General features: G+C 69.4%; 11 protein-coding genes. 2 read left to right on the forward strand and 9 right to left on the reverse strand.

Going from position 1 to position 11097, the window contains the following annotated elements:
- Nucleotides 1–254 precede the first annotated feature (254 nt).
- Together E1286_RS49345 and E1286_RS22420 are read left to right on the forward strand one after the other, a co-directional pair.
- The gene (locus E1286_RS49345) at nt 255–458 is read left to right on the forward strand and encodes an SDR family NAD(P)-dependent oxidoreductase (RefSeq protein ID WP_223190258.1); all 204 of its coding nucleotides are present in this window, start codon (nt 255–257) and stop codon (nt 456–458) included.
- A gap of 390 nt (nt 459–848) precedes the next feature.
- Nucleotides 849–1439, forward strand: a complete 591-nt coding sequence (locus E1286_RS22420; protein ID WP_132615403.1) for a hypothetical protein — start codon at nt 849–851, stop codon at nt 1437–1439.
- An 82-nt stretch (nt 1440–1521) separates the two neighbouring features.
- Here E1286_RS22420 and E1286_RS22425 read toward each other — a convergent pair whose 3' ends face one another.
- The 9 genes from E1286_RS22425 to E1286_RS22465 all read right to left on the reverse strand — a co-directional run bounded on the left by E1286_RS22425 (nt 1522) and on the right by E1286_RS22465 (nt 11029).
- On the reverse strand, nt 1522–2058 hold the full coding sequence (locus E1286_RS22425; protein ID WP_132615404.1) for a GNAT family N-acetyltransferase: 537 nt from the start codon (nt 2056–2058) through the stop codon (nt 1522–1524).
- Nucleotides 2059–2752: 694 nt separating this feature from the next.
- Entirely contained in the window at nt 2753–4489 is a 1737-nt protein-coding gene (locus E1286_RS22430; protein ID WP_132615405.1) for an FAD-dependent monooxygenase, read from the reverse strand.
- A gap of 150 nt (nt 4490–4639) precedes the next feature.
- Nucleotides 4640–4930, reverse strand: a complete 291-nt coding sequence (locus E1286_RS22435) for an MTH1187 family thiamine-binding protein (protein WP_132615406.1) — start codon at nt 4928–4930, stop codon at nt 4640–4642.
- 105 nt (nt 4931–5035) lie between these two features.
- Nucleotides 5036–5356: a hypothetical protein gene (locus E1286_RS22440; RefSeq protein WP_132615407.1), complete on the reverse strand. Its 321-nt coding sequence runs from the start codon at nt 5354–5356 to the stop codon at nt 5036–5038.
- 10 nt (nt 5357–5366) lie between these two features.
- Entirely contained in the window at nt 5367–6044 is a 678-nt protein-coding gene (locus E1286_RS22445; RefSeq protein ID WP_132615408.1) for a uracil-DNA glycosylase, read from the reverse strand.
- 122 nt (nt 6045–6166) lie between these two features.
- Complete coding sequence (locus E1286_RS22450; RefSeq protein WP_132615409.1) at nt 6167–7066, reverse strand: carbohydrate ABC transporter permease; 900 nt, start codon at nt 7064–7066, stop codon at nt 6167–6169.
- Nucleotides 7063–8442 (reverse strand): ABC transporter permease subunit, encoded by a 1380-nt coding sequence (locus E1286_RS22455; RefSeq protein WP_132615410.1) that lies wholly within the window; start codon nt 8440–8442, stop codon nt 7063–7065. Before E1286_RS22455 ends, E1286_RS22450 begins: the two co-directional genes overlap by 4 nt.
- A 12-nt stretch (nt 8443–8454) precedes the next feature.
- Nucleotides 8455–9774, reverse strand: coding sequence for an ABC transporter substrate-binding protein (locus E1286_RS22460; protein WP_132615411.1), 1320 nt, complete (start codon nt 9772–9774; stop codon nt 8455–8457).
- Between the two features lie 7 nt (nt 9775–9781).
- The gene (locus E1286_RS22465; protein ID WP_246075042.1) at nt 9782–11029 is read right to left on the reverse strand and encodes an ABC transporter substrate-binding protein; all 1248 of its coding nucleotides are present in this window, start codon (nt 11027–11029) and stop codon (nt 9782–9784) included.
- Nucleotides 11030–11097 lie beyond the last annotated feature (68 nt).

Raw genomic sequence — 11097 nt, forward strand, 5'->3', positions numbered from 1 at the left:
CAGGCCCACCTCGCCCCCCGCTCCTCACTGACCCTCGCCCACTCCGCCACTCGCGCCCTGGCCGCCTGACTCACCGAGCAAGCAGACGATGACGACGGCAGACGACGGAGAAGACCCGGCGGGCGTGGCGGCCCCTGGCGAACCGCGGCTCGGACATCCGGTGGCTGAGCTGAACTGCCGCCGACGGTCAACGGATCGGCCACCCCGGCCGTGGCCGTCCGACTCGCCGGGCAAGCGGACGGCGGGGAGGCCCGGTGGGCGTGGCGGCGGCTCTCGCCGCCCCGGCGACCGACGCCGCCACGCTGATCGTCGCCGTGCAGCATGTCGTCGCCACGCTTGGACGGCTCGACGTCCTGGTCAACAATGCCGTCATCGCCCCCAGCGGGCCGCTGGAGGCGATGACGCTGGAAGACCTCGACCGCACACTCCCCGGCACATGCGCGAGGGCGGCAGAGTGATCACCATCGGCAGCAGTCCGGCGGAACGTGTTCCGTATCCTCGATCATCGGCGTGGCCGCTGTCGCGCTGAGCCTCGTCATGCTCTCGGCCGCCCTGCGTGAGCTGCCGATGGGGACCGCCTACATGGGTCGGCCTCGGTGCGGTCGGCGTGGCCGCCGTCGGCATCCTCGTCCTGGGCGAGAGCGCCTCACCGCTCCCCCTGGTGTGCCTGTGGCTGATTTCCGGATTTTGGCCCGTTGATCGTCGCGTGGCTCGGGCGTGGTCACGGACTGCGTAGGCCGAGGCGGTAAGGCTGCTTGCCGGTTCTGACCGGTTATGTGAGAAAAGTGAAGATTGTTGTGAACCGTTTCGACGGGTGCTCCCGTCCAAGTGACGTGATCCCGTTTGAGATGATCGATGAAGATCTGCGTATCGCCCGTCGCCGGGCGCGTCGCCGGGACGAGCTGGCCAAGCGCTGTACGGCCATAGCCGGCTTAGTTCGGGAGGCGCGTCGCAGGCTCGACGCGATCGCGGTATGGGATCAGGAGGCCGTGGCCGCCCAGGAGGCCAAGCTGCAGGCGTACACGATGGCGCTCGACACCGTGGAGCGGGAGCTCGCCGAGCTCGGCCCGGCGGAGGAGCTCTACGAGGAGCTGCTCGTCCGGGAGGAGCGCCGGCTGATCGAGTCGGCCGATCCGCGCGGCTCCGAGCTGCTGGAGATCGGACGGCTGCTGGCCGAGCTGGACGTCGAACTGCCCGCCAGCGTACGCGCCCGCGAATCCGGCCTCGCGCTCCTGCGGCGCGCAGCCGACCGGGACGCCCTGGCCGACTTCTCCCAGCAGGTCGCGGCACTGGGCATGACCGCACCGGACCCCCGTACTCCCGGCGCCATCGACGTGCTGGTCGATCGCTTGGAAGAACGCTGCCGCAAACTGGAACACCTTCACGACAAACTCCGCACGCGCCGCGAACGCCTTCTCCACAACCGCCGCCGCCCCTGACCGGTCCTGTCGTGATGAGCTGCCCTGGCCATCGGCCGTCCATGTCGGCTCTGCGGCCCGCCGTCGGGGCGGCGGCCTGGCCCTACGAGTTCGGCTTCCAGTCCTGGACGAGGAGCCCGAGCAGCACCTGGTCCAGGAACTCGCCCATGACCCAGGCCGAGCGGCGCAGCACGCCCTCGCGGACGAAGCCGTTGCGCTCGGCGGAGCGCAGCATCGCGGCGTTGTCCGACAGCGTCTCGATCTGCAGTCGCTGCAGGCCGCGCACGACGAAACCGTAGTGGCACAACACCGCGACCACGTCGGTGCCGTAGCCCTTGCCACGGGCCGACGGCAGCAGTCCCAGCCCGATGTGCGCGGACCGGTTGTGGTTGTCGATGCCCCACAGCGTCGCGGTGCCGACCAGCGTGCCGCCGTCCAGCTCCACGACCGAGAACCGGACGTTCCCTTGCTCCTTGTCGTCCACCACGAGCCGCGGATCGTTCGATCCGGGTGTGATCGGCCGCCACGGGCTGCCTTCGGCCCGCGAGGCGTTGACCACGTCGTCGTAGAGCTCGGCCCGCAGGATCGGAATGTCGTCCTCGTGCCGGGCCCTGAGCCCGACCTTGTTACCTCTTAGCATGCAAGGCTTCCTAGCCAATCGGACCGGCCGGCGGCAAACCGACTCCTTTCGGGCGACGCTCATCGCGTTGTGAGCTCCCAGCTCGCGCCACGACCGGCACCGACGGCGGACGGCCTCCGCCGGATGTCTCTTCCCGGAGGCGAGGCGGGACAGGTGGTGGGAACCACTGGTGGGCCGCACGGTGCTGTGTGGGTTCCAGCTCGCGTCGTCTCTCGGGTCGGGCGAGGTCGGCGGTAGGTGAGGGGAATCGCCGGTCCGGTCGGCGCGGGTTCTGATCCGGCCGGATGTCGTTGTTGGGTCAGGACAGTTCGAAGGTGGGCCGCGGGTTGCGCCTGTCGGCTCCTGTGAGCCTTCGTGGTGTCTGACTGCCTCGGGTCCGGCGAGGTCCGAAGGCGGTCCGGATGCCGTTGGGTTCGGCGACGGCCAGGGCGAGCGGTGCTGGTCGTGGCCGTCACCCGGACAACTTGCTGGTCGTGGTCGTCACCGGACGACTTGTCGCTCTTGCCGACCTGCGGCACGGATGATGCGCCTGCGACGGACACCGCTCCCACCAGCGGCCGAGCCCCGGCGCCGGCTCGATCCGGTAGGGAGCCGGACGAGCATCCGCTTCCCTGCCGGATGCCGAGGCGCGGCACCGGTGGGGTCGGCAGGCGGCATCGTGGTGGTGGCGGAGGCCCGCGGTGCGTGGGTGGGGTCAGCGGCTGAGGATGTGGCGTAGGGCCTGGTCCAGGGCGGTGGTGGGGTCTGGGACGACGTCCCGGGAGCGCCAGGCCACGTAGCCGTCCGGGCGGACCAGTACGGCGCCGCCCCCGCGTACGCCGTACCGCTCCGCGAAGCGGCCTTCCACGTCCGCGAGGGAGCGGCTCCCCGCGTCCGTTAGGTGGCCGTCTTGTGCGTCTGTGAAGCGGTGGCCGTCCGCGTCCGTGGGGGAGTGGCTCCCCGCGTCCGTTAGGTGGCGGGTCTCCGTGTCCGTCAGCGGGTGTTCTTCTGTGTGCTCTCGCTGCGTTGTCGAGGGGTCGGTCACCAGGATCGGCGTCAGGCGTATGCCGAGGCGGGTTTTGACCAGCTGTGCCGCGTCTATCCAGGGCTGGGCGGTGGTGAGGAGGACGAAATCGCGGCCGAAGAGGTCGACCGTGGACAGGCGCCGTCCGCGACGGTCGAGCGTGACGTGAGGGGCTCGGCTGCCGGGGCGGCCGTCCGGTACGCGGGGATCCTCCAGGATGGAGCCGTCGTCGCCGGGGCCTTCGATGATCGCGGTGGAGTGGTAGCGGTAGCCGATGAGCACACCCGCCGGGTCGTCGAGCGGCTCCGGATAACCGATCCGGGCGGTCGGAGGCATGCGTCGGCCCAGGTTGGCGAGCTGCATGTCGGCGGTCACCGCGCCGATCGGGCGCCGTTCGGCGTCGTACGTGTCCAGAAAGGCCGGCCCGGCCTGCGCCGTGAGCACCAGCCAGAGCCGCCAGGCCAGGTCGCAGCCGTCCTGGAGCGCCGTGCTGCCGCCCTGCCCGCCGGTCGGCGGCATCGTGTGGGCGGCGTCACCGGCGAAGAACACCCGCCCGGCCCGGTACGTGTCCGCCAGCACGTGCGCCATCGCGAACGACGCCGTGTCCAGCACCCGTACGTCCAGATCCGGCCGGCCGGTCGCGATCCGTACCAGCTCGACGCAGCGCCGCTCGGTGAAGTCGCCCTCGCCCTCGGCGTGGTTGACGCCGAGCACGTGTGACCCGACCCCGGTGCCGGTCACGATGACGCCCGTGAAGACGTCGTTCTGCAGGTACCAGAGGGTCACCTCGCGCTCCCGCACCAGCCCGGTCAGGTCGGCGTCGAACATGATCGAGCACATCCGGCCCAGCTCGCCCTTGCCCGAGACCGGGACGTCCAGCATCTGCCGCAGCGGGCTGCGGTACCCGTCGGCGGCCACCACGTATTCGGCGCGCACGAGCCGGTCGCCGTCCTGCCCGCGGATGACGGCCGTGACGCCGTCGGCGTCCTGGTCGAGAGAGATCAACTCGGTGGAGAACCGCAGGTCGGCGCCGAGTTCCTCGGCCTTGTGCCGCAGGATGCGCTCGATCTCGGCCTGTGGCGCCCCGACCAGCCTGGCGGGCGTGACGTCCGCCAGGAAGGCGAGCTCCTCCTGCTCGTCGTTCATGATCATGTGCGGCTCTGGGTCGACCAGGCTTTTGGCGATGGCGATGCGCATGTTGTCGCCGATGCCCGCCCAGACGCTCGCGAGCCGCTCCTCCAGCCCCGGGACGGGACGCAGCAACTCGATCGCCCGCGGCCCCACGCCGAACGCCTTCGGCTGGACCGACGTGCTCGCATGCCGTTCGACCAGCATGACCGGAATCCCACGCCAGGCCAGCAGCGTCGCCGCGCTCAGCCCCGCATACCCCGCACCGACCACCAGGACCGGCACTCGCTCGTACTGCATGACCGCCTCCAGAGAAACGCGTACTATCGCGTCTAGTCGTGCAACACGATATGTCGCGTCGGAGGAGCTTTCAAGACATATCTCGAACGAAGAGCCAGAGCGGCAAGAGTAGACGCGGCGCCGGCCGACCGGCGCCGATGTCGTGAAATATTAGGGCAGGTGGCGTTCCAGGGACTCCAGCTTGGAGGTCATCCCGTCGGTGACACCCGCACGCATATCGGCCTTCAACACCAGGCCCACCCGCGGTGCGACCTCGGCCACGGCGTCCACGGCCCGCTTGACGACGTCCATGACCTCGTCCCACTCGCCCTCGATCGTGGTGAACATCGCGTCCGTACGGTTCGGCAGGCCGCTGTCACGGACCACCTTGACGGCGCGGGCCACGGGCTCGGCGACCCCTTCGCCGACGCCCAGCGGGGTGATGGAGAATGCGACGATCATCGGCTGCCCTCTCGCACGATCCGGAGGCTTCCGATCTTAGTCAAGGCAGCGAAAAGCCACGACGTCTGAACGCCGTGGCCGCCGCCCTACCTCACCGCGTACGCGTCACGCGTGGTCGTGCTCCTCGTCGTCCTCTTCGCTCAGCCCCTCCGACGGCTCGACGCCGAGCACGGCCTCACGGGGCTCGATCTCGCCGATGTGGTCGACGAGCTGCAGCACGTGGTCAGGCTCGATCAGCCACTGCAACGCCGAGGCGCCGGTGTCGTCGGAGGCGACCAGCTCGGCCTGCTCCGTACGCTCCTCGTCGCTGAGGTCGGCGTCGGGGTGTCTGATCTCGGCCAGCGCCGCGGCCTGCAGCGCCTCCATGTCGAGCACTTCGACGGTCAGCTCGACCGTGAGGCGCAGGAACTTCGGTTCATCACTCATGGCGACGATGCTAGGGCAGCTTCCACTCGACGGGAGCCGCGCCCTGCTGGATGAGCAGCTCGTTGGCGCGGCTGAACGGCCGGGAGCCGAAGAACCCGCTGCGCGCGGACAGCGGCGACGGGTGCGCCGACTCGACACGCGGCACGCTGCCGAGCATGGGCGCGAGGTTGCGGGCGTCGCGGCCCCACAGGATCGCCACCATCGGCTTGTCGCGCGCCACCAGGGCCTTGATGGCCTGCTCGGTGACCTGCTCCCAGCCCTTGCCGCGGTGGGAGGCGGGCTTGCCGGGCATCACGGTGAGCACCCTGTTGAGCAGCAGCACGCCCTGCTCGGCCCACGGCGTCAGGTCGCCGTTGGACGGCCGGGGCAGGCCGAGGTCGGTCTCCATCTCCTTGTAGATGTTGACCAGGCTGCCGGGCAGCGGCCGCACGTCGGGCGCCACCGAGAACGACAGCCCGACGGGGTGGCCGGGCGTCGGGTACGGGTCCTGCCCCACGATCAGCACCTTGACCTCGTCGAAGGGCTGGTTGAACGCCCGCAGGACGTTCGGCCCGGCCGGCAGGTACTGCCGGCCCTCGGCGATCTCTTTCCGCAGGAACTCTCCCATGAAGGAGATCTGCTCTGCGACGGGCTCGAGCGCGCGAGCCCACCCTGCTTCGACGACTTCGTTCAGTGGACGACCGGCCATGGCCGATGAGCTTAGCCAGGTCTGGTACGGCTTGTTGCCGAAACGGCGGTTCAAGCCGTACCGGAATGATCACAGGGCGGGCGCCCGCCTGCCCCCCTCTCGGGAGGCGGGCGCCCGCCAGGTCACTTGACGGAGCCGGCCATCATGCCCTGGACGAAGTACCGCTGGAAGGCGAAGAACAGGACCAGCGGAATGACCAGCGACATGAACGCGCCGGACGAGAGGATGTCGACGTTCGACCCGAACTGCCGCATCTGCGACTGCAGGTACTTGGTCATCGGCTGGTTGCCGGTATCGGCGAAGACCAGCGCGATCAGCATGTCGTTCCACACCCACAGGAACTGGAAGATGCCCAGCGAGGCGATGGCGGGCTTGCCCAGCGGGAACACCACCTGAGCGAAGATCTTCCACTCCGATGCGCCGTCCATCCTGGCCGCCTCCAGCAGCGAGGCGGGGATGCCGACGAAGAAGTTGCGGAGCAGGAAGATCGCGAACGGCAACCCGAACGCCACGTGGAACAGCACCACGCCGGGGATCGTGCCGAAGATGCCGGCGCCGCCGTACAGGCTCGCGACGGGGATCAGCGCGATCTGGATCGGCACGATGAGCAGCCCGACGACCACGAGGAACGTGGTGTCGCGGCCGGGGAAGTCCATCCACGCGAACGCGTACCCCGCCATGGCCGCGATGCCGATCACCAGGATCGTCGTCGGCACCGTGATGAGCACGGTGTTCCAGAAGGAGGCGGTGAAGCCGCTGCCCAGCAGGTTCGCGTAGTTCTGGATGGTCAGCTCGGCCGGCTTGGTGAAGACCGTCCACCAGCCTTCGGCGTTGTTGACCTGCGTGGTGCGCAGCGAGACGACCAGCAGGCCCAGGGTCGGCACCAGCCAGAACAGGCCGAGCACGACCATGACGACCTGCACGACGCCGCTGCCCAGGCGGTCGACGATCCTGCCCGCCAGGCCCCTGCGGGGCGCCCCCGCCTCCAGCCTCGACGGGGCCGGGACTGTCGCGGTGGTCATGAGTCTCCCCTCCGGAACCTGCGGATGTTCATGATCATGAAGGGGAGGACCAGGATCAGCAGGAAGATCGCGAGGGCGCTGCCCAGGCCCTGGTTGCCCCCGCCGCCGAACGACACCCGCCACATCTCCAGCGCCACCACGTTCGCCTGCGGCTGCACGGAGGCCGGCGCGATGATGAAGACCAGGTCGAACACCTTCAGCGTATTGATGATCATCGTCACGAAGACGACGAGCAGCACCGGCGACAGCAGCGGGACGGTGATCTTGCGGAACACCTGCCACTCCGAGGCGCCGTCGATGCGGGCCGCCTCCAGCGCGTCACGCGGGATCGCCGCGAGCCCGGCCGCGATCAGGACCATGGCGAACCCGGCCCACACCCAGACGAACGCGCCGATGATGGCGGGCGTGATGAGCGTCGGCCCGAGCCAGGTCAACCCGCCGTACGAGGCTTCGAAGTTCGACTGCGGCAGCCGTACGGTGTAGGAGCCCGCGGGGAGCCCCTCGAACTGGAAGGTGCCGTCCTCGGCCGTCGTCGCGGTCGCGGCGACCTCGCCGCCGCTCCCCACCGCCTCCACGGTCATGCCGGGCAGGCCGCGCTCCGAGCCGTCCACGGCGCCGTTCACGCCGCCGCCTCCGGGGGTGAAGTCGAACCAGACCGTCCCGGCCAGGCCGTCGCCGGCCGCGGGCGCCCGCGCCGGCTGGGCGTCACTCGGCATGAACTCCGGCCGGACGCCGACGATCGGGATCAGCACCGGCTGTCCCGCCTGCGCGGGCTGCTTGGTGACGACCGCGCCGTTCTGGTCGGCGACCTGCGACTGGTCGCCCTCGCGCGGCCGGGCCTCCGGATAGCCCTGTGCGGAGGAGAACGTGTCGTGGACGGTGGTGAGGATGGCGTTGGCCACGCCGCGGTCCGGGTTCTCCTCGTACACGAGGCGGAAGATCACGCCGGCCGCCATCAGCGAGACCGCCATCGGCATGAAGACGATCAGCTTGAACGCCGTCGCCCAGCGGATGCGCTCGGTCAGCACCGCGAAGATCAGACCCAGCGTGGTGACCACGATCGGCGCGACGACCACCCAGATGAGGTTGTTGCGGATCGTGGTGAGCATGCCCGAGTCGGTGAAGATCGTGGCGTAGTTGCCCAGCCCCACGAACCCCTGGCCCGTGGCGTCGAACAGGCTGCGGAACAGGGAGTAGACGATCGGGTAGACCACCCAGATGCCCAGCAGCAGCGCGGCCGGGAGGAGGAAGGCGATGGCGACCGCCGGCGAGGGGCCGAGGCGTGATTTCTTGCTGGGGGGTGCAGCCGGTCCGGTGGAGGGCCCGCCCGCGGCGTCCGCGGGCGGGGCCTGCCGGCCGTCCAACCGTTCGGTCACGGCCTTACCTCTTTACTTCCAGGCCTTGACGGCCTCGGACTCCAGCGCTTCCTGAGCGCCCTTGATGTCGCTCGGGTCGCGCAGGAAGTCCTGCAGCACCTTCCACTCGCCCTTGCCGTCGGTGCCGCCGAAGGCGCTCGGCGCCAGGTCGGACATGTCGTAGCGGACGGCGTCACCGGCCGAGACGATGGTCTGGCCGAGCTGCCTGGTCAGCTCGTCGGGGTAGTTGGTGGGGGAGACGTTCTTGTTGGGCGACAGGTAGCCGGGCAGCTTGGCCCAGATCTCGCCGCCTTCCTTGGAGGCCAGGAACTGCAACAGCGCCATGGCGCCGGGGGAGTCCTTCATGGCCACGGCGACGTCGCCGCCGAGCACGACGGGGGCGGTGTCGCCGACCTTCGGGAAGGGGAAGTACTTCGCCTCGTCGCCGACCTTGGCGCCCGACTGGACGGCCTCGACGGCCACGAAGTCGGCCTCGATGACCATGGCGGCGTCGTCGGTGCCGTAGACCTTGCTCACGCAGGTGGGGAAGTCGGTCTGCATGGTGCCGGAGGTGCCGTCGACCAGGAAGTCGTTCTTGACGATCTGCTGGATCTTCTCCAGCGCCGTGGTCACGGTGGGGTCGGTCCACGGGATCTCGTGCTTGGAGAGCTTGTCGTAGTTCTCCGGGCCGGCGGTGGACAGGTAGACGTTCTCGAAGAGGTCGGTCAGCGTCCAGCCGGAGGCGCCGCAGAAGGAGAAGGGCGGGGTGCCGGAGTCGGCGACGGTCTGCGCGGCCGTCACCAGCTCGTCCCACGTGGTCGGTGGCTGCACGCCGGCGTCCTCGAACGCCTGGCCGCGGTACCAGACCAGCGACTTGTGCGCCGCCTTGATCAGCACGCCGTAGACCTGGCCGTCGGCGGAGCCGAGCTCCTTCCAGTACGGGGTGTAGTTGGCGTCGATCTCGCTGATGACCTCGTCGCTCAGCGGCTTGAGCGCGTCCTGGTCGGCGTACTGCTGCACCAGGCCCGGCTGGGGCAGGATCGCCACGTCGGGCGGGCTGCCGCCCTGGATGCGCGGGCCGAGGTAGGCCCCGGTGTCCTCACCGGTGGAGGCGTACGTCACCTTGGCGCCGGTCTTGTCGGAGAAGGCCTTGAGCACCTGCTCGAAGTTCTTCTGCTCGGCGCCCGTCCACTTGGCGGCCACCTCCAGCGTCACGCCCTCCAGCGGCTTGGCGCCCCCGCTCGCCGGAGCCGACGCCGAGCCGGTGGGCGCCGTGGTGGTCGGCGCGTTGCCGCAGGCGGCGACGGCTACCGCGAGCCCGGCCAGGATCGCTGCTGTTCTGCCTTTTCGCATGGCTGCCTCACTGGGTTCTCATGATCTCTTCGAGTTCGGACTTCATCGAGGCCGCCACGTCGTCGGCGGACTCGGGGGTGGGATCGCCGAGCACCTTGGCGACCGAACTGGCGATCACCAGGCTCAGCTGGTTGTAGTTCGCGCTCACCGGCCGTGCCTTCGCGGTCAGGATGCTCTCCTTGAGCACGGGCAGGTAGGGGAAGCGCTTGATCAGCTCGGGGTCGTCGTAGAGCTCCGTCCACACGGGCGGGAAGGAGCCTTCGGTGAGCACCCGCCGCTCGTTCTCCAGGCTGGTGAAGTAGCGGATGAACTCCTGCGCGGTCTGCTGGTGCTTGGAGAAGGCGCTGACGGCGAGGTTGGCGCCGCCGAGCGTGCTCGACCCGGGCCCGTTCAGGCCCGGCAGCCGCGTCACGGCCACCTTGTCGCCCAGCTCGGCCTTGGCGGGGCCGTACGCGTGCGGCCAGTTGCGGGCGAAGGCCAGCCTGCCCTCCTGGAAGGCCAGGCGGGACTCCTCCTCCTTGTAGCTCAGCGACTCCTTCGGGATCCAGCCTTCGCGTACGCCCTGGAGCAGGAACTCCAGGGCGGTGCCGCCGGTGGCCGGGTCGAGGGCGACCTCGGTGCCGTCGCGGCTGACGATCTCGCCGCCGGCCGACTGCACGGCCTCGGAGAAGTTGACGGTGAGCCCTTCGTACGCCAGGAATTGCCCGGCGTAGCCTCCAATGTCGTGCTTTTTCGTGATTTTGCGTGCTTGGTCGCGTAGCTCGGCCCACGTCCTGGGCGGCTTGTCCACCAGGTCGGTCCGGTAGTAGAGCAGCCCGGCGTTGCTGGTGTACGGGACGGCCCAGAGCTTGTCCTTGTAGATCGCCGTCTCCACGACGGGCGGCAGGAACCTGTCGAGCGGGAACAGCCCGCGCTCCAGGGGGATGATCCAGCCGTTCTCCGCGAATTCGGCGGTCAAGATCACATCCAGGCCGAGCACGTCGTAGCGGTTGCTGCGGGCCTGGAGGTTGGCCACCATCTGGGCGCGTTGCTCGTCGGCGGCCTCGGGCAGCTCCAGCAGCGTCACCTTCTCGGCCGGGTGGGCCTGGTTCCAGCGGTCCAGCAGGGGTTGCAGGTACGCCGTGGTGTCGCGGCCGGTGGCGAAGGTGATGGGCCCTGTTCCGCCCGTACCGGATCCGCCGCCGCCCTCGTCGCCCGCTGCCGCGCAGCCGGCCGCGAGTGTGACGGCCAGCAGCAGGGAAAGCGGGCGAAGCACGCTGTTTCCTCCGTGTTCAGACTGTTTTACATACGTGTTAGGTAGATGCATTTATGTTATGCACACCT

The sequence above is a fragment of the Nonomuraea terrae genome, from assembly GCF_004348995.1.
Taxonomy (GTDB): Bacteria; Actinomycetota; Actinomycetes; order Streptosporangiales; family Streptosporangiaceae; genus Nonomuraea; species Nonomuraea terrae.

Excerpts from the sequence above, each read along its gene's own strand:
- E1286_RS22430 (WP_132615405.1), bottom strand. The coding sequence starts at position 4,489 with ATGCAGTACGAGCGAGTGCCGGTCCTGGTGGTCGGTGCGGGGTATGCG.
- E1286_RS22440 (WP_132615407.1), bottom strand. The coding sequence starts at position 5,356 with ATGAGTGATGAACCGAAGTTCCTGCGCCTCACGGTCGAGCTGACCGTC.
- E1286_RS22420 (WP_132615403.1), top strand. The coding sequence starts at position 849 with ATGATCGATGAAGATCTGCGTATCGCCCGTCGCCGGGCGCGTCGCCGG.
- E1286_RS22450 (WP_132615409.1), bottom strand. The coding sequence starts at position 7,066 with ATGACCACCGCGACAGTCCCGGCCCCGTCGAGGCTGGAGGCGGGGGCG.
- E1286_RS22425 (WP_132615404.1), bottom strand. The coding sequence starts at position 2,058 with ATGCTAAGAGGTAACAAGGTCGGGCTCAGGGCCCGGCACGAGGACGAC.
- E1286_RS22460 (WP_132615411.1), bottom strand. The coding sequence starts at position 9,774 with ATGCGAAAAGGCAGAACAGCAGCGATCCTGGCCGGGCTCGCGGTAGCC.
- E1286_RS22445 (WP_132615408.1), bottom strand. The coding sequence starts at position 6,044 with ATGGCCGGTCGTCCACTGAACGAAGTCGTCGAAGCAGGGTGGGCTCGC.
- E1286_RS22435 (WP_132615406.1), bottom strand. The coding sequence starts at position 4,930 with ATGATCGTCGCATTCTCCATCACCCCGCTGGGCGTCGGCGAAGGGGTC.